The following is a 22,316-nucleotide window of genomic DNA, read 5'->3' on the forward strand; positions in this document are numbered from 1 at the left end:
AAAAAAGACTGATTTTTATCAGTCTTTTTTTTATAAGAGGTTGAATTTAAATTATATATTGATATCAAATTAAGCGATATTAAAGTGAACTGCTAAAGCAGAATTTCTTTCTTCACGAGTAAAAGTATGCCCTTTTCTCATAATTATAGAATATCGTTTTCCATCGATGAAGAAAAGTAGAACTTTTTCATCATCAAAGTTGAATTCTCTGTATCTATCAAATTTTGTATTTCCAAGTTCAAGTAATTCTTTAGAACTTATACTATTGTAATCTAATTTAAAGCTTTTGTCTGCTTTGAAAATAACTCCAAGTGGAGTTTTAGCTTCACCTTCTTCATATAATTCGTATTTAACAGAAATCATTTCATTTTGACTATCAGATAAAGTTACAGGTATAAAATCTCCATTTACATCTTTTAAAAGATTTCCATCAAGATCTTGTTTGTATACTAAATGAACATCATTTTTATTGACATCAATCATTTTTTCAAAATGAACATATTGACCAGGATTTTCTATAAATCCTTCATTTCTTATTTCCATAAATCCATCTATTTTCCCTAAACAGAAAGAAGATATAGAATCTTTAGTAAATTTATTATTAAAAGGTAATATTGTTAATTCATTACCTCTATCTTCTAAAACTATAGCATAATCTAAATCATAAAAATCTTCATTATCCATTCTTAAAAAATTGTACTGTATTATATTTCCTTTCAAAGTAGCCATCTCCTTTTAGTAAAATTAAAGTATAAAATTCATAAATGTGTTACTCTTATTCTTCCTTACAAACTAATAATACCACAAAAAATATAAATATGCTACAATAAATATAAAAAAATAGAAAAAAAACATTCAAAGAGGATGAAAAATAAAAAATAGTATAACAGAAATAAGGGGATAAAAAAGAAATAATAAATTTAAATAGATATAGCAATATTAACAGGTCTATATATGGTATCATGTTGAAATAAATTGTCTATATATGCTATAATAAAGGGTAATTTGAGTCAAAAATTAAAAATTAATATATATGGAGGATGAATTTATGAGTATGATACATAAATATTCAATGAATGGATATAATATAGTTTTAGATGTAAACAGTGGTTCAGTTCATGTTTTAGATGATGCTGCATATAGAGTGCTTGATTTTTATAAAGAAAACACTAAAGAAGAAACAGTAAAATTACTAGAAAATGAATTAACAGAAGAACAGGTTAAAGAATCTTGGGAAGATATAGCTGAATTAGAAAAAGAAGGTCTTCTTTATACAGAAGATAGCTATCAATTCCACCCAGCTTTTGTAAATAGAGAGCCAGTTGTTAAAGCCCTATGTCTAAATGTTGCACATGATTGTAACTTAAAATGTAAATATTGTTTTGCTAAACAAGGAAACTTTGGTGGAAAACCAGAATTAATGAGTTTTGAAGTAGGTAAAAGAGCATTAGATTTTCTAGTTGCTAACTCAGGAAGTAGAAGAAATCTTGATATAGATTTCTTTGGTGGAGAACCATTGATGAACTTTGAAGTAGTAAAACAATTAGTTGAATATGGAAGAAGTATAGAAAAAGAACATGGTAAAAATATGAGATTTACTATAACTACTAATGGATTATTATTAAATGATGAAATAATAGATTATGTAAACAAAAATATGCACAATGTTGTTCTTAGTTTAGATGGTAGAAAAAAAGTAAATGATAATATGAGAATGACTATAAATGATAAAGGAAGCTATGATGTAATAGTTCCTAAGATGCAGAAATTAGTAAAAGAAAGACCAAAAGATAAATACTACTATGTAAGAGGAACATTTACTAGAGAAAATCTTGATTTTTCAAAAGATATACTTCATTTTAGAGATTTAGGATTTGAACTTACATCTGTTGAACCAGTTGTAGATGATGAATCAAATCCATTTGCATTAAGAGAAGAAGATTTACCAAAAATATTTGAAGAATATGAAACATTTGCTGAAGAATTAGCAGAAAGACAATTAAAAGGTGATAAATTTAAATTCTTCCACTTTATGATAGATTTAAACCAAGGTCCTTGTGTAATAAAAAGAATAACAGGTTGTGGAGCAGGTAATGAATATCTATCAATAACTCCAAACGGAGATATTTATCCATGTCATCAGTTTGTTGGACAGGAAGAATATATAATGGGTAATATAATGGACGAAAAAATAGAATTCCCAGAAGATTTACAGACTATGTTCAGAAATGCACATGTATATAATAAAGAAGAATGTAAAAATTGTTGGAATAAATTCTACTGTTCAGGTGGATGTCATGCAAATGCATTAAACTTTAATGGAGATATAAATAAACCATATGATTTAGGTTGTGAAATGCAAAGAAAACGTACAGAATGTGCGATAATGATACAGGCTAAATTAATGATGGAAGGCCAAGAAGACTAATAATTGGGAAGTGTAAAAATGATAAAATCATTTGAAAATATAAATCCACAAATACATAAAACTGTATATATATCAGAATCGGCTGATATTATAGGAAAAGTTAAAATAGGTGAAAACTCTAGTGTATGGTATAATGCTGTCATTAGAGGTGATGATCAAGAAATAGAAATTGGAAAAAATACTAATATTCAAGATGGTTCAGTAATTCATGGTGAAGAAAAAACAATAATAGGAAATAATGTAACAATTGGTCATAGAGCAATTGTGCATGGAGCTAAAATAGGAGATAATTCTTTAGTAGGTATGGGAGCAATTATTCTTGATGGAGCAGAAATTGGAGAGTATTGTCAAGTTGGTGCAGGTGCTGTAGTTACACCAAATAAAAAGTTTGAAAAAGGAATGCTTATATTAGGATGTCCAGCAAGAGTTGTAAGACCACTTACAGATAAAGAAAAAGAAGGATTAGATAATAATATAAAATTATATATAGAATCATCAAAAAAACATAGATAGATTAAAAATAGACAAGATGAAATTTTCTTGTCTATTTTTTTATAATAAAATAATTAATTATTAAATATGTGAGATAGTATAAATGTATGATAAAATAAAAGAAATAAAATAAAAAATGGGCGGTGATTATTATGAGAATAAGTTATAGACATATAAAAAGATATAAAGAAATTGCCCAAGTTATGATTAAATATGGTTTTAGCTTTATTATAGAAAGAATAAATAAAGATGGATCGGGTAGTAAAATAGATGTTAGTTCATCAGAACCAAAAGATGATATAAAAAATATGACATCAGGACAAAGGTTGAGATTAGCACTTCAAGAATTGGGTCCTACATATATAAAATTGGGACAAATACTAAGTACTAGACGGGATCTTTTAGATCAAGATATTATTGATGAATTAAAAAAATTAAGAGATAATGTAAAAACTTTTGATACAGATATAGCAATAGCAATAATTGAAGAAGAAATAGGAGATGAAATAGAAAATATTTTTTCTGATTTTGATAAAAATCCAATTGCAGCAGCATCAATAGGTCAAGTATACAACGCAGTTTTAAAATCTGGAGAAAAAGTGGTTGTAAAAGTGCAAAGACCAGATATTGAAGGAAAAATAAAATCAGATCTTGAAATTTTAAAAAGAGTGACAAGTTCAATACAAGATATTATAAAAGACTATAATGTTGATATGAAAGAAATGGTAGAAGAACTTTCTAGTCAGTTATTAAGAGAATTAGATTATAATTTTGAAGCAGTAAACGCAATTAAAATGAAAAAAATTTTTGAGTACAGCGATGAAGTATATATACCAACAATGCATATGGAATATACAACAAAAAAAGTCTTAATAATGGAAAAAATAGATGGAATAAAGTTAAGCGATATAGATTTAATTAAAGAAAAAGGATGGGATACAAAAAAAATCGCTAATATAGGAGTAAAAGCATTTTTAAAACAAGTATTTTCTTATGGATTTTTCCATGCAGACCAACATCCAGGTAATATATTTGTACTTAATGAGTCTAAGATTGCATATATTGATTTTGGAATGATAGGAATAATTGATAATAAAATGCTAAATTTTTTAAATAGATTTGCACTTGCAGCATCTGAAAAAAATGTAGAAAAAATAGTGAGAGTTCTAAGTGATATAGATGCAATAACAGATGAAACAGATGTAGAAGGGTTTAAACAAGAAATGTTATATATGATACATTATTACTACGATGTACCATTGGAAAGAATTAGTATAGGCACAATTTTAAATGAGATATTTAGATTTTTTAGAAAATATAAAATCGTAATGCCTTCACAATTAATAACCCTTGCAAAGACTGTTATAACACTAGAAGGTACAGGTAGAACATTAGACCCAGATTTTTCAGCAAAAGAAATTAGTAAAGCTTTTTTAAAACACTATTATAAGAATAGAGTAAATCCTAAAAATATAGCCATTGAAACAAAACAAAATGTTGAAGAAATAATGTTAGATGTAAAAAATATACCTAAACAAATAAAAAATGTATTAAGAATGATAGAAAAAAATAATATAAAAATATCTGTTGAAGAATTAAAAATGACAAGAATAGAAGATTGTCTAAAAGAGCTTACAACTCAAATGACTATGGCATTAGTTTTGGCTTCGATAATAGTGGGTTCATCATTAATTATAGCATCGCCAAATGTTGAAAAAAATATATGGATAAAATATATGGCTATAGCAGGATTTTTTATATCATTTGTGATAGGTCTTGTACTAGTTATACAAATTATAAAAGTTAAATTTAAAAGGAGATAGTTAGGAGGGATTATATGAAAAAGTGGACTTTGATACATAAAGGCAAACCAGAATTAACAAGAGAAGCTGAGCATTTCAATATTTCTCCAGAAATTTCTCAGATTTTAAAAAATAGAAATATAAACTCTGAAGAAGAGATAAAATTATTTACAAATCCAACATTAGATTATTTAAGAGATCCATTTTTAATGAAGGATATGAAAAAAGCAGTTGATAAAATAAAAGAAGCAGTATCTGATAATAAAAGTATATGGATATATGGGGATTATGATGTTGATGGAGTTTCATCTACATCGGTATTATTAACATATTTTAAGTCAATTGGATATAAAGTAAAATATTATATACCGAATAGACTTGAAGAAGGATATGGAATAAATAAAGAAGCGATCGAATATATAAATAAAGAAGGTTGCGACTTGATGATTAGTGTTGACTGTGGAATAACATCAGTAGAAGAAGTTGAATATGCAAATAAACTTGGAATAACAGTAATAATAACAGATCATCATGAATGTCAAAGTGAAATTCCAAATGCTTATGCAGTTATAAATCCTAAACAAGATGATTGTAATTATCCATTTGATATGCTATGTGGATGCGGTATAGCTTTTAAATTAGTACAAGCACTAACTCCAAAAGAAGAATTTAAAAATACTGTAAATGACTATATAGAAATAACAACTTTAGCAACAATTTGCGATATAGTACCACTTGTAGATGAAAATAGAATAATTGTAAAAAATGGACTCAAAACAATGAAAAGTGGCAAAAATACAGGACTTTCAGAGCTTATAAAAGTTTGCGGAGTTGATAAAGAAAAAATAGGTTCTTCTCATATAGGATTTACAATAGGACCTAGAATTAATGCAGCAGGAAGATTAGGTTTTTCAAATTTAGGAGTAGAACTTTTCATAGAAGATGATAAAGAGAAAGCACATGAGATAGCATTACTATTGGATGAAAAAAATAACGATAGACAGATGATAGAAATGAAAATACATCATGAAGCTGAAACTATAATAAAAAGTGACAAATCATATCAAGATGATAAAGTAATTGTATTGGCACATGAAGGGTGGCAACATGGTGTTATAGGAATAGTGGCATCAAAATTAACAGAAAAATATTATAAACCTACAATACTTATGTGTATAGAAGATGGTCAAGCTACTGGTTCAGCAAGGTCTATAAAAGGATTTAGCATATTTGAAGCATTAAATAATTGTTCTGATATACTAACTAAATTTGGAGGACACGAACAAGCGGCTGGACTTAGTATAAAAGAAGAAAATATAGAAGAGCTTAGAAAAAGAATAAATGAATCGGCTGATGTGAATTTATCAGAAGAAGATATGATAGAAGAAATAAAAGTTGAATATGAATTAGATGAAAATGTAGTTGATTTTGATTTAATAGAGCAACTTAGGAAATTAGAACCATTTGGAATGAACAATCCAACACCAAAATTTATAATTAGAGATTGTATTTTGAGAGATATGAGACTTATGGGTCAAAATAAGCAACACATAAAAATTGATATAGAAAAAGACAATAGATATGAATGTGTTGGATTTAATGCATCTCACTTAATAGAGGGTTTAAAAGTAGGAGATAAGATAGATATATTATTCCAATTAGATGAAAACACATTTATGGGAAATAGGAAAATACAACTATTAATAAAAGATATAAGACTTTCGCATCCAAAATCAACAACTAAAAATATAGAAGCTATAAAATTAATGAATAAATTAGTTCCAAGTGATGAAAATGAATTATATAAAATATCAGATATAGATACAGGTTTAGAAAATGTAAATATATCAGGTAAAAAAGAAGAAAATATATTTGAATATTTAAAAGAAGAAACATTAGTTATAGCAAATTCTATAAATGGATTTTTTAGAGCAAAATCAGATGTATCGTTATTAGACGAAGATGTAGATATATCTTTTAGAAAAATAGAAGATAATAAAAAGCATTCAAAAATAAACCTTATATTTGCACCTAATATTGATAAAATAGATTTAAAAAGATATAATAATATTATTCTTTATGATTATTTGTATACTAAGGAAGACTATGTAAATTTATATGCTAACAAGGAAAATGAATGTAAAGTAATAAAAAATTATAGTGAAATTGACAAAATTTATATAAAAAGTATTATGGAAAATATAATTCCGAATAGAAATGAATTTGTAGTAGTTTATAAATATATATTAAAAAATAAAGAAATTAGATTTAGAATTGACGATATAATGGGTATATTCAAAATAATTCCATTAAAAATGTTTACTATATTTAAAGTATTTAAAGAACTTGATTTAATAGATATGGAAATAGATGAACGTGAATTTTTAAGGATAGAAGTTTTACCAAAGCCAGAAAAAAAACTGGATTTAAATTCAAGTAAAATATTAAAAAATTTAAATCAAATAAAAGAAAAAGCTATTGAAATTTATAATTATTAAATACAGGAGGATTAATATGAATTTAGAATCAAAAATAAGAAACATACAAGATTATCCAAAACCAGGTATAGGTTTTAAGGATATAACAACTTTATTAAAAGATGGAGAAGCATTTAAACAAGCTATAGATACAATAGTAGATAATTTAAAAGATAAAGAAATTGATTATATAGTTGGACCAGAAGCAAGAGGATTTTTATTAGGTGCACCAGTTGCATATGCTTTAGGTGTAGGGTTTGTTCCTATAAGAAAACCAGGTAAATTACCAGCAGAAAAAGTTAGCTATGAATATGAATTAGAATATGGAACTGACATAATAGAAATACATAAAGATGCAATTGAAGAAGGTAAAAAAGTAGTTTTAATAGATGATTTATTAGCTACTGGAGGGACTATAGAAGCAGCTACAAAATTAGTAGAAAGTTTAGGCGGAGAAGTAGTATCAATTCAATTTTTAATAGAACTTGAATTTTTAAATGGAAAAGAAAAATTAAAAGGATATGATATAGAATCAATAATAAAATACTAAAATATATATTTTAGTTATACAGATGGAACGGAATAAGGTGGTTTTATGCAAGAAAAAAAGAAAATAGAAGGCATAAAGTTAAAAGATGCTGATAGAAATGAGAGAACAATAAAAGTCCTTAATGATAATTCGGTTGAATCGGATAAAGAGCTTATTGAAATATTAGAAAAAGTAAAATCATATGCACCAAACAATGAAACTGATACTATCGTAAAAGCGTATAAACTAGCTAAATATGCTCATAGAGAACAGTTTAGAAAATCAGGAGAACCGTATTTTATACATCCATTGGCAGTTGCAAATATAATATGTGATATGCAATTAGATATCGAAACAGTATCAGGTGGACTATTACATGATGTTGTAGAAGATACAGAATATACATATGAAGATATTGAAGAAATATTTAATAAAGAAATTGCCGATCTTGTAGATGGAGTAACAAAACTTGGTAAGATAAAATATCGTTCAAAAGAAGAAACACAATCAGAAAATCTTAGAAAAATGTTTTTAGCAATGGCTAAAGATATAAGAGTTATTCTTATAAAATTAGCAGATAGACTTCACAATATGAGAACTTTAAATTATATGGATCCAGAAAAAGCTAAATATAAAGCAACAGAGACATTAGAAATATATGGTGGAATTGCTCATAGATTAGGTATATCTAAAATTAAATGGGAATTAGAAGATTTAGCTTTAAGATATATAGATCATGATGGATACTATGAATTAGTAGAAAAAGTATCTATGAAAAGAAGTCAAAGAGAAGAAAATATAGCAAAAATAGTAAATTCTTTACAAACAAAATTTGCTGAAATGGAAATATCATGCGATGTATACGGTAGACCAAAACATTTTTATAGTATCTATAAAAAAATGAAAAAGAAAAATAAATCATTTGAAGAAATTTTTGATTTAACAGCAGTTAGAGTTATAGTAGATACAGTTAAAGATTGTTATGCAGTCTTAGGAATTATACATACTTTATGGAAACCAATTCCAGGTAGATTTAAAGATTATATAGCTATGCCAAAACCAAATATGTATCAATCTCTTCATACAACAGTTGTAGGGCCTGATGGAGAACCTTTAGAGATACAAATTAGAACACATGAGATGCATAATATTGCAGAATATGGTATAGCAGCACATTGGAAATACAAAGAAGGTATTTCAAATTCTAAAGAAGATAAAATAGAAGAAAAATTACAATGGCTAAGACAAATGATGGAGTGGGAAAAAGATTTAAAAGACCCACATGAATTTTTAGATGCTTTAAAAGAAGATGTTTTTTCTAGTCAAGTATATGTATTTACTCCACAAGGAGATGTTATAGAACTTCCAGCGGAATCAACACCAATAGATTTTGCATATAGAGTGCATACGAATATAGGAAATAAGTGTGTTGGAGCAAAAGTAGATGGAAGAATGGTTACATTAGATTATAAATTACAAAATGGCAATATAATAGAAATACTTACTTCATCAAACTCTCCAGGTCCAAGTAGAGATTGGCTTGCCATAGTAAAAACACCAAATGCAAAAAGTAGAATAAGACAATTCTTCAAAAAAGAAAGAAGAGAAGAAAATATAGAGCGTGGAAATGCAATTCTTGAAAGAGAATTTAAAAAACATGGGATACCAACTACTAAAGATAGTGTAGTAGATAAAAATATGGTAATAATAGCGAAAAAATATAACCAACCAAATGTTGAAGATTTAATAGCGACTGTTGGTTATGGCGGTATAATGGCATCGCAAGTGGTTACCAAATTAAAAGAGTTATATACAAGGGAAATTAGACAGGCCATGAAAGAAAAGAAAGCTAGTCTACCTGAAGATATAGAAAAACACAATATAAGCGATGCAGAATATAGCAAAAAAAGAAAAAAAACACCTACACAAGGAATTATAGTTGAAGGATTAGATAATATTTTAGTTAGATTTGCAAAGTGTTGTAATCCACTTCCAGGAGATGATATAGTTGGATATATAACAAAAGGCAGAGGTGTTGCAGTACATAGAGCAGACTGTATAAATGTAAATATGGATGATGAATTCTTTAAAAAGAGAATGATAGGAGTATCTTGGGCACAAGAAGGAAAAGGTATAGATAGTACTTTTGAAGCAGAGATACAAATAAAAGCAGTCGATAGAAGAGGTATTGTAAATGAAATAACTCACATTGTTGCAAATGAAAAAATAAGCTTAAATGGAATAAATGCTAGAAAAGGAAAAGATTCAGATGTTACTATAAATCTTTTAGTTGAAGTAGATGGAACTGAACAGCTTAATTATATAATGAAAAAAATAAAATCAGTTCCAGGAGTAGAAATGATTTATAGAATGTCAAATTAATTAAATTAGGAGAAGTTCAACATGAGAGCTGTTATACAGAGAGTATCTCGTTCGGAAGTTACAGTTGATGGAAATAGTACAGGGAAAATAAAAAAAGGGATTCTTGTTTTATTAGGTGTAACACACGGAGATACTTCTAAAGATGTAGATTATATAGTAGATAAAGCTATAAATCTTAGAATATTTGAAGATGAAAATGAAAAAATGAATTTATCTCTAAAAGATATAGGAGGAGAAATGCTTGCAGTTTCTCAATTTACATTATATGGAGATTGTAGAAAAGGACGTAGACCAAGCTTTACAAATGCAGCAAAACCTGATGAAGCAGATTTACTTTATAAGGAATTTGTAAAAAAAGTTTCAGAAAATGGAATTCATACAGAAACTGGAGTTTTCGGAGCTCATATGATGGTCGATTTAGTAAATGATGGACCTGTAACTATACTTTTAGAATCAAATAAATCTTTTTAGGGGGATAAAATAGTGGAAATTAAAAGAATTAATGATTTTTATACATCAACAAATGTATATGTACTATTTGATGAAGAAACTAAAGAAGCAGCAGTAGTAGATCCTGGTGGAAGCCCAGATGTAGTAATTGAATATTTAAAAGAAGAAGGATTAAATTTAAAATATATAATTCTTACTCATGGACATGCAGATCATATAGGATATGTTAAGAATATATTAGATTACAAAAAAGTTCCAGTTGTTGCACATAAAGATGAGAAAGACATGTTAAATCATTGTGAACACAATCTAAGCAATAGAATGAGATGTGGAAAAGTAGAGTTTGATGCAGACATATATGTAGAAGATAAAGATAGTTTATATTTAGGTAAAACAAAATTAGGATTTATACATACACCAGGACATACTGAAGGAGGTATGTGTATAAGAACAGAAAATAATCTTATAACAGGAGATACCTTATTTAAAGGAAGTATGGGAAGATGTGATCTTTATGGTGGAGACGAAAGAAAAATGAAAAAGTCTCTTAATAAAATTAAAAAATTTGAAAATGAATTAGCTGTTTATCCAGGACATGGAGATCCAACTGTACTTGGAAATGAAAAACAAAACAATCCTTATCTTACAACTAAATATATAGGAGAATAAAATAAATACACTATGCAAAATTTAATATTTTGCATAGTGAATTATTATGTAGTGAGGAGAATAAAATGCTAAAAGTAGTATTAAAAGGGCATGATTATGAATATGAAGTTTCAGAACTTATAAAATTATTTAGGTCTGATTTTGATTATGTAGAAGAGTTAAAGGATACAGATGAATTATCTTTAATAAATAGTATAAAAATAGAAGAGAAGAAGGTTGTATCTTTAACTAAAGTATATGATGGAAATAAAGTTATTGAAGAATTTTTGGAAGAAAAAGAGTTTGACAAAGATTATTCAGAGATAATAAATAAATCAAAAAATTATAATGAATTTATAGAAAAATTAGAAAGAGAAGATTCTTTAATTGTAAAAAAAGCAACTAAATGGAGTATAAAGAAAAGTATATTTAGAGCATTAAAATATATTATGCCAGATAGCTATGTACCTTGGGGAGATTTAACAGGTATAAAACCGGTAAAAATAGTACATAATCTTATGTCTGATGGAATGGATGATAATCAAATTTTAAATTATCTAAAAAATGAACATTTCATAACTGATGAAAAAGCAGAATTAGCATTAGACATAGCAAAACGAGAAAGAAACTTTATATATCCATTAAATGAAAATAAGATTTCGCTTTATGTAAGTATACCGTTCTGTCCAACAAGATGTTATTATTGTTCATTCCCTTCAAATTCAATAAAAAAATATGGAAATCTTAGAAGAAAATATGTTGAAAGACTTCTAGATGAAGCTAGAGGGACAGCTGAGATAATAGAAAAAAGAGGTTGGGAAATAGAAACATTTTATATTGGTGGAGGAACACCAACAGCATTAGAAGCAGAAGATATGGATTATATGATAGAAAATCTATTTGATATATTTGACTTTAGCAAAATAAAAGAATTTACAGTTGAAGCTGGAAGACCAGATACTATAACAGAAGAAAAATTAAAAGTTCTAAAAAAACATGGGGTTGATAGAATAAGTATAAATCCACAAACTATGAACGATGAAACATTAGAAAAAATAGGTAGAAAGCATAGTGTTGAAGATATAAAAAAATGCTTTAAAATGGCTAGAAACTTAGGTTTTGACAACATAAATATGGATATAATATTAGGATTAGTTGACGAAGATGTTGAAATGGTTAAAAATACTTTAGAGGAAATAAAAAAATTATCTCCAGAAAGTTTAACTGTACATACTTTAGCTATAAAAAGAGCATCAAAATTAAATATGGATATGGATTTATATAAAGAACATTTAACTCAGTATAGAGAAATGATAAAAATGATAGATGTATCTATGAAAGCAGCAAAAGAAATGGATTTAAATCCATACTATATGTATAGACAAAAGATGATGCTTGGAAATTTAGAAAATGTTGGATATGCAAAAAAAGGATATGAATGTATATACAATATGCAGATGATGGAAGAAAAACAAACTAATATAGCAATTGGAGCAGGAGCAATATCAAAGTTTGTCTATTTAAATGAAAATAGAATCGAAAGAGTCGATGATGTTAAAAATTTAGAAATATACCTTGATAGAGTAGAGGATATGATAGAAAAGAAAAAAAGGGAGGTAGAAAAAAATGCTAACTAAAGCACCAAGAGGAACAAAAGATATAACTCCTAAAGATTCGTATAAATGGAATTACCTTGAGAATAAATTTAGAGAAATATGTTCTTTATATGGATATCAGGAAGTTAGAACACCAATATTTGAGCATACAGAATTATTCCAAAGAGGAGTGGGTGATACTACTGATATAGTTCAAAAAGAGATGTATTCTTTTAAAGATAAGGGTGATAGAGAAATAACTTTAAAACCAGAAGGAACAGCAGGAGCAGTAAGAGCATTTATAGAAAACAAACTATATGCTGATACACAACCTACAAAAATGTTTTATATAACACCTTGCTTTAGATATGAAAGACCACAGGCAGGAAGACAAAGACAATTTCATCAATTTGGAATTGAAGCTATAGGAAGTGATAGTCCTTCAATGGATGCAGAAGCTATATCATTAGCCATACAATTCTTTAGAGAATTAGGACTAAAAGACTTAAAAGTTAGCTTAAACTCAGTTGGATGTCCTATTTGTAGAAAAGAATATGATAAAAAATTAAGAGCATACTTAAATTCAAAATCAGATGTACTTTGTGATATGTGTAATGAAAGAAAAGAAAAAAATCCAATGAGAGTAATAGATTGTAAAAATCCTACTTGTAAAGAAGCTATAACAGATATTCCATATATGATAGATAATCTTTGTGATGATTGTAAAAATCATTTTGCAGAACTTGAAAGCTATCTAAAAGAAATGGAAATTCCTTATGTGATAGATAAAACAATAGTTAGAGGATTAGATTACTATAAAAGAACTGCTTTTGAAATAATAGCTGAAAATATAGGAGCACAAAGTACAGTTTGTGGTGGCGGAAGATATGATGGATTAGTTGAACAATTAGGTGGACCTAAAGGAACAAGTGGAATAGGGTTTGCTTTAGGGGTTGAAAGATTACTTTTAACATTAGAAGATGCAAATATAGAAATAGAAAATAATCAATCTACTGATATATTTATAGTAACTATAGGTGATGAAGCTAAAACAAAGAGCTTTAAATTATTAAAAGAATTAAGAGATGCACATATAAGTGCAGATAAAGATCATTTATCAAGAAGTGTTAAAGCTCAATTTAAATATTCTGATAAAATAAATGCTAAATTCACTATAGTTATAGGTGAAGATGAGCTTAAAAATAATGAAGCTACATTAAAAAATATGTCTACATCAGAACAACATACTGTAAAATTAGATGAATTAGTAAAAGAATTAAAAGAAAGATTATAATTAAAAATAATTGATAAAAGAAGATAACTGTAAATCCATATTGATTTTGGAGAGGCAGTTATCTTTTTTTATTTTTATAATTGAAATTTTAAATTATAAAAATAATTCAATAATGCGGAAAAAAATTACATAGAGTAGCGGAAAAAAGATAGCTAATGTCAATAAAGTAAAATGTTAATATAATCTTAAAGAAAAATGTAGGGGGTAAAAAATGAAAACATTAATTTTATTGGCAGGATATCCTGGTACAGGAAAAACTTATATGTGTAATAAAATTATAGAAAAATATGACTTTTTCTGTAGTGTTTCTCAAGATGATATAAAGGAAAAAATTTTTGATGATTTTGGATACAAAAATATAGAAGAAAGAAATAAGTTAATAGAATATTCAAGAGAGGAGTATTATAAACAATTAGAAAAAAGTATGAAAAATGGATTAGATGTTATATCTGATTATCCATTTAGCGAAAAGCAGAAAGTACTAATAGAAAGTTTATCAGAAAAATATAATTACAACGTAATAACAATAAGATTAGTTGCAGATTTAAATATATTATTTGAAAGACAGAAAGAAAGAGATTTAGATGAAAAAAGACATCTTTCACATATTATGAGTCATTATAAAAAAGGTGATAAGTTAAAGGATAGAACAAAAGCAGATTTATTATTAACTTATGATGAATTCATGGATAGATGCAGAAATAGAGGATATGGAGAATTTAAAGTAGGAGATTTATTAGAAGTAGATGTTACTAATTATGAAATTATAAATTATGATGAGGTTATAGAATTTATAGCTAATAGTATAAAAAATCACAAGAAAAGAAGAGTTTTATGTATAGGTCAATCTGCATATGATATGACATATAAAGTTAATGAGGAAATAATTGAAAATAAAAAGTATCGTATATATGAAAAAATTGAATGTATGGGTGGACCTGCTACAAATGCAGCGTATCTAAATGCTTTATGGGGAAATAATGTATATCTTATATCAAGAGTAGGAAAAGATTTCTTTGGAAAAGAAATAATTGAAGAATTAGAAAAAGTTGGGGTAAATACAGACTATATGAAAAAAGATGGGGATAAAACGTCTGTAAGTACAATAATATCTAATACGAAAAATGGGAATAGAACAATATTTAATTGCCCACTAAAAAATACTTGTGAAGAATTTGAATATCCTGAAAAAGTAGATACTATCTTAGTAGATGGACACGAAAAAGAATCGTCTCTGAAAGCAATAGAATTATATCCCAATGCAAATACAATAATAGATGCAGGAACTTATAAAGAACACTTAGTAGATTTAATTGAAAAAGTTGATTATTTTATATGTTCAGAGGACTTTGCAAAACAATATACAAAAATAGAAACAGATTACCTAGACATAAAAATTGCTAAGAAGGTATTTACTAAATTAAGGAAATTAAATAAAAATAATATAGTAGTTACACTTGGAGAAAAAGGTCTAATGTATGAAATGGATGGAAATATAAATTATATGCCAGCATTCAAGGTGAAAGCCATAGATACAACAGGAGCTGGAGATATATTCCATGGAGCATTTGCATATTGTATAGCTAATAGATATTCATTTGAAGAAAGTTTAAAAATATCATCTATGGCATCAGCAATATCTGTTGAAACAATGGGAGGACAAATATCTATACCAAAAATAGAAACAGTAAAAAGTAAATTAGTAAAAATAATTAACTAAATTTAAATGTAGAAATTTCCGCATAGATAAGGAAAAAATGTAGCCTTATGAAAATAATATGAATAGTATAATTGAATTACAGGAAAGGAGGTATTAAATAATGAGTATATTAGAAAATAAAAGAATATGTAAGATATTAAAAAGATTAAAATCAACCTCTGATCCAATAAGTGGAGAAACGTTGGCTTTTGAATTAGGCGTAACCTCTAGAACCGTAAGAACAGATATAAAAAAATTATCTGAGTATTTAAAAGAATACGGAGCAAAAGTAAACTCTACTACAGGTGTTGGATATAGTTTAGAAATTTACGATACAGAATTATTTAAAGAGTTAGAAGAAAAGTTAAATGAATTTCCAAATAAAAATAATAATAAAAAATTTAATTTAATACCGACTGATCCAATAGATAGAGAAAAGTATATAATTTCTAAATTACTGATAAATAGCCTTAGCAGTAGATACATGATCAATTCATATGATTTGGCAGAAGAATTATTTATAAGTTTATCAACATTAAAAAAGGATATATCTAATATAAATAACAATTTACAAAAATTTAATCTAAATGTTGAAAATAGCCAATCAAGAGGAATCTATATAAAGGGTGAGGAAAAAGATATAAGATACTGTATATCAGATTATATATTTAAAAATGCAGATGTAACAAATGATGAAGAAACGATATTTTACAATGAAATTTTTTCTGCAGAATTGATGGAAAAAATAAGACAAATATTGATGGATGTATTTTGTGAATTTGATATACATTTAACTGATATATCTTTTAAAAATATATTAGTACATGTACTAATAATGGTAAAAAGACATCAATGTAAACATAAAACTGTATTTGACGACTTATCGATTAATGAATTTGAAAAAAATGAGAATTATAAAGTAGCCAAGTCAATAATAGAAAGAATTGAAAAATCAATAAAAGTTGATCTAAAAGAAGAAGTTTATTACTTAACACAGCATTTGCAAGTAAGTAAAAAATTTTTATTTGAAAAGACAGAAGATGAAAATGAATATAGTGAAATAATAAAAAATATAGTGGATACTATAAAAAATAAGTTTGGTATTGACTTAGAAGATGATAAGCAACTTGAAAAAGGATTGGCAATGCATCTAAACGTAGCGATAAGAAGAATGAAATTTAATATGAATATTAGAAATGACTTCTTATTATCTATAAAAAAATATTATCCTCTAGCATTTGAGTTAGCTATTGTAGCATCGGATATATTAGAAAAAGAGTATAAGGTTGACATAAATGAAAATGAAATAGGATTATTAGCAATACACTTTGGAGCAGCACTTGAAAGAAGAGGTATAAATAGTAAAGAAAAGACAAAGAGCGTAACTATTGTATGTGGATTTGGGGTTTCAACAGCAATACTTATAAAAGAAAAGTTGCTTAGATTGTTTAAAAATAGAATTAATATTTTAAATGTAACCTCAACTCAGGATTTTAATCAAAAAATGTTAGAAGAATCAGATGTCGTTATTACTACAGTTCCGATAAAAAAGTATTCTTCTAAAAAAATAATTAAGGTTCCTCTCAATTTAGGATTTTCTCATATACAGAAGATAGAAGATATTATGTTAGAAGAAGAAAAAAATAAAATAAATTACAGTGAAATACTTAAAGAAGAATTATTTTTTAAAAATTTAAGTGCAAATAATAAAAATGATGTAATAGAAGCCATAACAAATAAAATGATTGAACTTGGATTTATAGATCAACAAGGAAAAGAATCAGTTTATGAAAGAGAAGAGATGGCTACAACAGAGTTAGGAAGTTTTGTAGCATTACCTCATACTATAAATCAAAATGATGGTAAATCAGTTGTTGGAATAGCAGTACTTGAAAAACCAATATTATGGGATCAGGAAAAAGTTCAAGTAGTTTTATTACTAAATATATCTAAAAATTTTGTAAATGAATGGGAATATATATTTAGAAACTTATACAATTATTTGATAGAAAAATCAAATGTTACTAAGTTAGTTAAATGTATGGACTATAAAACATTTATAAATGAATTAATAGAAAATAATGATGAGAATGAATAAGAGAAAGGAGGACGCTATGTTTAAATTAGAATTTAATGAAAAAAATGTAAAATTAAATTTGGAAGTAGAAAATTGGGAAGATGCAATAAGAAAAAGTGCAGGAGTTTTGGTTAAAAATGGCAATGTAGCTCCAGAATATATAGATGGAATAATATCAGCTATAAATGAATATGGACCATATATAGTAATATCAGATGGATTAGCTATTCCACATACGAGACCAGAAAATGGAGCAAAAAATATTGGATTCTCTTTAACAACATTTAAAAATCCAGTAATATTTGATGAAAATACATCTCCAGTAAAAGTTATGATAGCATTTTCGGCGGTGGATAAAGATAGTCATTTAGAAATATTGAAAATGATAGTTAGATTTGTAGAGGAAGGTAAAATAGAAAAAATATCAGAAGTTGACAATATGGAAGACTTATTAAAGGTTATTAAATAGTAAAATATAGTAACTAATTTAAAATATATAATATGGAGGTATTAAAAATGTTAAAAATATTAATGGTATGTGGTGCAGGTTTAGGAAGTAGTTTTGCTTGTCAAATGAGTGTAGAGACAGTTTTAAAAGATTTAGGAGTGGAAGCTAAATTAGATCATTGTGATATATCAAGTGCATCAGGAATGAATGCAGATATAATAATATCTGGCAAAAATTTTGAAACTCAATTTAAACACTATAACATCGATGCAACTAAAATATTCTTAAATAAATTGGTAGATAAAAATGAAATAAAGGAAAAATTAATACCAGTTTTAAAAGAAAAAAATGTATTATAAGGAATAAAAAATAAAAATAAAAAATTGGAGGATTGAATATGACAGTTTTAAATTTCATTATAAATAATATTCTAACACAAGCAGCTGTTACAATAGGCTTAATTGCAATGCTAGGTTTATTATTACAGAAAAAACCTCTTGGTCAAGTTGTTTCTGGAACAATGAAAACAGTATTAGGTTTTATGGTATTGAGTGCAGGATCATCAATAATAGTTGAATCATTAACTTATTTTGGACGGATATTTTCTAAAGGGTTTGGAATGCAAGGATTAGTTCCGTCTATAGAAGCTATAAATGGTCAAGCTATGAATAACTTAGGTTTAGGTAGTGAAATAGCTTTAACTTTAGCAATGATTTTTATATGTAATATATTAATAGCAAGATTTACTAAATGGAAATATATATTCTTAACAGGTCAGGCATTATTATGGATGGCTACAATATGTGCAGTATTTGGTTACTATGTAGGACTTAGAGGACCAGCTTTAGTAATAGTAGGTGGTATAGTAGGTGGTATATTTGCAGTTGCAATGCCCGCAATAGCACAACCATGGATAAGAAAAATAACAGGTGATGAAAGTAATAGTATAGCATTAGGTCATTTCTGTACAATAGGATATGTATTTACAGCTTGGATATCAAAATTAGTTGGAGATCCATCAAAATCAACAGAAGACTTAAAATTACCAAAAGCATTTGAATTTTTACAGGATACATATTTATCAGTAATGGTAGTTATGGTTCCACTATATGTAATAACATCACTATTTGCAGGTCCAGAATTTTGTGCTAAATATAGTGGACAGACAAACTATGTTGTACATGCATTCTTACAATCAATGCAATTTGTAGTAGGTATATATGTATTAATGTCTGGAGTAAGATTACTATTAGCAGAAATAGTACCAGCCTTCAGAGGGATAGCAATGAAATTAGTTCCAGATGCAATACCAGCTTTGGATTGTCCAGTATTATTCCCATATGCGCCTAATGCAGTTATATTAGGTTTTGTAAGTACAACTATAGGATCAATACTAGGAATGCTTTTATTCCCAATGTTTGGATTACCAATGATATTACCAGGTATGTTGACAAACTTCTTTGCAGGAGGATGTGCAGGTATATTTGGAAATGCAGCTGGTGGTAAAAGAGGTTGTATAATATCAGGTATAGCTCATGGTTTATTTATAACTTTATTACCAGCTATATTAGCTCCTATGTTAGGTAATATAGGTTTTGTTAATACAACTTGTACAGATGTTGATACAATAGCAGCTGGATTATTCTATGGATGGTTATTAAAACCATTATTTGGAATATTCGCTTAATTAAAAATTAATGTAGGTGATAAAAATGGGTTGGTTTAGTAGAAAAAAGAAAGAAAAAGTTAATGAAACTGAGAAAATAGATAATTCTATAAATATTGAAGATTCGATAAAAAAAATAGAAGAATTAAAAAAAGAATTGAAAAATTGTGATTCAATAAAAAAAGTAACATTATTAAATGATATAGGTGGTATTTATTATAAAATACTAGACTATGATAATGCAGTAATATATTATGAAGAAAGTTTAAATATAGAAAAAACAATAGGGAAAGCTTATACTAATCTTCTTAATATATATAATATAAAAAGAAGAGAAGCAGCAGTAAATAAAGATGATGAAAAATTACAATATTATCTAAATAAAATAGATGATATGATGAAAATCTCTAAAGATGTAGTAAGAGGAAATGTATAGGAGGAAGAAAATGTATAAAAATTTAAGAGAATTATTTAAAGAAAATGAAGGAAAAGGTGCTATTGGTGCTTTCAATTTACATTGTTTTGAAATGCTACCTGCTATGGTAGAAGCAGCAGAAGAAAATAATGTTCCAATAATAATACAGACATCATTAGGTACTGCTGAATATATAGGATTCGAAACATTAATAGCAGCTGTAAAATCATTAGCAGAAAGAGCAAGTATAAATGTTTGCTTACATATGGATCATTGTAAAGATATAGATGCAATAAAAAGAGCTATAGATTGTGGATATTCATCAGTTATGTATGATGGTTCATCATTATCACTAGAAGAAAATATAAAAAATACTAAAGAAGTTGTAGAATATGCAAAATTAAAAAATGTATCTGTTGAAGGCGAAGTTGGTTCAATAGGTGGTGCAGAAGAGGGTGTAGTAGTAAATCAGAATGATGCAGCATACACAAAAGTAGAAGATGCTTTAAAATTTGTTGAAGAAACTGGAATAGATGCTTTAGCGGTAGCAATAGGAACAACTCATGGTCAATATAAATCAAAAGCAAAATTGAACTTTGAATTAATGAATGAGTTAAGAAATTCATTAGAAAATGTAGGGTTAGTTCTTCATGGTGGAACAGGAGTATCAGATGAAGATATGAAACGTTGTGCTAGAGATGGAATGAAAAAAATAAATGTTGGTACAGAACTGAATAAATCTTATATAGAGGAAGTAAATAAAACATTCCCAACAGCAACTCCATTAACTTCATTAAGAAATTTATTAGGTCCAGCAAATGATAAAATAAAAGATATAATAATTGAAAAATCTAGCTTATTTAAAATAAACTAGTATATAGATTTAGGCTATTACATATTTATTAATATGTAATAGCCTTATTTTTAATGATTATGCTATGAATAAGGAGAAATATCATAATGGAAGAAAGAAGTATATTAAAGGTAGTAGATCATACACTTTTAAAACAGACTACTACATGGGAACAGGTAAAAGAATTATGCGATGGAGGTATGAAAAATAATACAGCATCTGTATGTATACCGCCATATTTTGTAAAAAAAGCAAAAGAATACACTGAAGGAAAATTACCAATATGTACAGTTATAGGATTTCCAAATGGGAATATGACTACTGCAACAAAAGTATTTGAAACAGAAGATGCAGTTAAAAATGGTGCAGATGAAATAGATATGGTAATAAATATAGGTTTAGTAAAGGAAGGAAAATACGAAAAAGTATTAGAAGAAATAAATTCTATAAAAAAAGCATGTAATGGAAAACTATTAAAAGTAATAATAGAAACATGTCTTCTAACTGAGAAAGAAAAAATAGAAATGTGCAAATTAGTAACTAAATCAGATGCAGAATATATAAAAACATCTACTGGTTTCTCTAAAGGAGGGGCTACATTAGAAGATATAAAATTAATGAGAAAATATTGTGGAAAAGATTTGAAAATAAAAGCTGCAGGAGGAATAAAATCTTTTGAAGATGCAAAGGATTTTATAAAAGCTGGCGCAGACAGATTAGGAACAAGTAGACTAGTAAAATAAAGATAGATTAAACCAACCAAACAAAAAGTGCTGTACATTTAATGTGATGTATAGCACTTTTTGTTTGCTTGAAATTTCAAGGATGCAATCAACAGTTGACAAAAAAATAATATAAGTTGGTAGTACAAATTTTACAAATTTGATAATATAAATTATATAAAATAGATATCTAAAAACGATATATCGTATCCAAACTTAAAAGATAGGGGAGATAAGAATGACATTATCTGAAAAAATTTCAAATCTTAGAAAACAAAAAGGATGGTCACAAGAAGAATTAGGAGAACATCTAGAAGTATCAAGACAATCTGTTTCAAA

At 26.9% G+C, this 22,316-nt stretch carries 20 protein-coding genes; 19 read left to right on the forward strand and 1 reads right to left on the reverse strand.

Annotated elements, in window-relative coordinates; translation table 11 throughout:
• Positions 1 to 69 precede the first annotated feature (69 nt).
• Complete coding sequence (locus tag Q1J78_RS07805) at positions 70 to 720, reverse strand: hypothetical protein (RefSeq protein WP_300279409.1); 651 nt, start codon at positions 718 to 720, stop codon at positions 70 to 72.
• A gap of 328 nt (positions 721 to 1,048) precedes the next feature.
• Here Q1J78_RS07805 and scfB point away from each other — a divergent pair, with 328 nt between their 5' ends.
• From scfB to Q1J78_RS07900, 19 genes are all read left to right on the forward strand, one after another.
• On the forward strand, positions 1,049 to 2,428 hold the full coding sequence (gene scfB, locus Q1J78_RS07810) for a thioether cross-link-forming SCIFF peptide maturase (RefSeq protein ID WP_300279412.1): 1,380 nt from the start codon (positions 1,049 to 1,051) through the stop codon (positions 2,426 to 2,428).
• Positions 2,429 to 2,446: 18 nt separating this feature from the next.
• Complete coding sequence (locus Q1J78_RS07815; RefSeq protein WP_300279415.1) at positions 2,447 to 2,941, forward strand: gamma carbonic anhydrase family protein; 495 nt, start codon at positions 2,447 to 2,449, stop codon at positions 2,939 to 2,941.
• A 131-nt stretch (positions 2,942 to 3,072) separates the two neighbouring features.
• On the forward strand, positions 3,073 to 4,743 hold the full coding sequence (locus Q1J78_RS07820) for an ABC1 kinase family protein (protein WP_300279418.1): 1,671 nt from the start codon (positions 3,073 to 3,075) through the stop codon (positions 4,741 to 4,743).
• A 14-nt stretch (positions 4,744 to 4,757) separates the two neighbouring features.
• Positions 4,758 to 7,220 carry a single-stranded-DNA-specific exonuclease RecJ gene (gene recJ / locus Q1J78_RS07825; RefSeq protein ID WP_300279421.1) on the forward strand — a complete coding sequence of 821 codons (2,463 nt, stop codon included), beginning with the start codon at positions 4,758 to 4,760 and terminating at the stop codon, positions 7,218 to 7,220.
• Positions 7,221 to 7,236: 16 nt separating this feature from the next.
• Positions 7,237 to 7,749, forward strand: coding sequence for an adenine phosphoribosyltransferase (locus Q1J78_RS07830; protein ID WP_300279424.1), 513 nt, complete (start codon positions 7,237 to 7,239; stop codon positions 7,747 to 7,749).
• A gap of 45 nt (positions 7,750 to 7,794) precedes the next feature.
• On the forward strand, positions 7,795 to 10,110 hold the full coding sequence (locus Q1J78_RS07835) for a RelA/SpoT family protein (RefSeq protein ID WP_300279427.1): 2,316 nt from the start codon (positions 7,795 to 7,797) through the stop codon (positions 10,108 to 10,110).
• Between the two features lie 21 nt (positions 10,111 to 10,131).
• Positions 10,132 to 10,581 carry a D-aminoacyl-tRNA deacylase gene (gene dtd / locus Q1J78_RS07840; RefSeq protein ID WP_300279430.1) on the forward strand — a complete coding sequence of 150 codons (450 nt, stop codon included), beginning with the start codon at positions 10,132 to 10,134 and terminating at the stop codon, positions 10,579 to 10,581.
• A 12-nt stretch (positions 10,582 to 10,593) separates the two neighbouring features.
• Complete coding sequence (locus Q1J78_RS07845; protein ID WP_300279433.1) at positions 10,594 to 11,229, forward strand: MBL fold metallo-hydrolase; 636 nt, start codon at positions 10,594 to 10,596, stop codon at positions 11,227 to 11,229.
• A 65-nt stretch (positions 11,230 to 11,294) separates the two neighbouring features.
• Positions 11,295 to 12,845 (forward strand): coproporphyrinogen dehydrogenase HemZ, encoded by a 1,551-nt coding sequence (gene hemZ / locus Q1J78_RS07850; RefSeq protein ID WP_300279436.1) that lies wholly within the window; start codon positions 11,295 to 11,297, stop codon positions 12,843 to 12,845.
• On the forward strand, positions 12,835 to 14,097 hold the full coding sequence (gene hisS / locus Q1J78_RS07855) for a histidine--tRNA ligase (protein ID WP_300279439.1): 1,263 nt from the start codon (positions 12,835 to 12,837) through the stop codon (positions 14,095 to 14,097). Before hemZ ends, hisS begins: the two co-directional genes overlap by 11 nt.
• 211 nt (positions 14,098 to 14,308) lie before the next feature.
• Positions 14,309 to 15,817, forward strand: a complete 1,509-nt coding sequence (locus Q1J78_RS07860) for a PfkB family carbohydrate kinase (protein WP_300279442.1) — start codon at positions 14,309 to 14,311, stop codon at positions 15,815 to 15,817.
• 100 nt (positions 15,818 to 15,917) lie between these two features.
• Entirely contained in the window at positions 15,918 to 17,894 is a 1,977-nt protein-coding gene (locus Q1J78_RS07865; RefSeq protein ID WP_300279445.1) for a BglG family transcription antiterminator, read from the forward strand.
• A 16-nt stretch (positions 17,895 to 17,910) separates the two neighbouring features.
• Complete coding sequence (locus tag Q1J78_RS07870) at positions 17,911 to 18,342, forward strand: PTS sugar transporter subunit IIA (protein ID WP_300279448.1); 432 nt, start codon at positions 17,911 to 17,913, stop codon at positions 18,340 to 18,342.
• Between the two features lie 47 nt (positions 18,343 to 18,389).
• Positions 18,390 to 18,680, forward strand: coding sequence for a PTS sugar transporter subunit IIB (locus Q1J78_RS07875; protein ID WP_300279452.1), 291 nt, complete (start codon positions 18,390 to 18,392; stop codon positions 18,678 to 18,680).
• A gap of 38 nt (positions 18,681 to 18,718) precedes the next feature.
• On the forward strand, positions 18,719 to 20,008 hold the full coding sequence (locus Q1J78_RS07880; RefSeq protein ID WP_300279455.1) for a PTS sugar transporter subunit IIC: 1,290 nt from the start codon (positions 18,719 to 18,721) through the stop codon (positions 20,006 to 20,008).
• A 25-nt stretch (positions 20,009 to 20,033) separates the two neighbouring features.
• On the forward strand, positions 20,034 to 20,423 hold the full coding sequence (locus Q1J78_RS07885; RefSeq protein ID WP_300279458.1) for a tetratricopeptide repeat protein: 390 nt from the start codon (positions 20,034 to 20,036) through the stop codon (positions 20,421 to 20,423).
• Positions 20,424 to 20,433: 10 nt separating this feature from the next.
• Positions 20,434 to 21,276 carry a class II fructose-bisphosphate aldolase gene (locus Q1J78_RS07890; protein ID WP_300279461.1) on the forward strand — a complete coding sequence of 281 codons (843 nt, stop codon included), beginning with the start codon at positions 20,434 to 20,436 and terminating at the stop codon, positions 21,274 to 21,276.
• Between the two features lie 86 nt (positions 21,277 to 21,362).
• Positions 21,363 to 21,998 carry a deoxyribose-phosphate aldolase gene (gene deoC, locus Q1J78_RS07895; protein ID WP_300279464.1) on the forward strand — a complete coding sequence of 212 codons (636 nt, stop codon included), beginning with the start codon at positions 21,363 to 21,365 and terminating at the stop codon, positions 21,996 to 21,998.
• A 217-nt stretch (positions 21,999 to 22,215) separates the two neighbouring features.
• Positions 22,216 to 22,316: helix-turn-helix transcriptional regulator (locus tag Q1J78_RS07900; RefSeq protein WP_300279467.1), on the forward strand; the 101-nt coding region annotated here is incomplete at its 3' end.

The organism is Peptacetobacter sp. (assembly GCF_029264495.1).
Classification (GTDB): Bacteria; Bacillota; Clostridia; order Peptostreptococcales; family Peptostreptococcaceae; genus Peptacetobacter.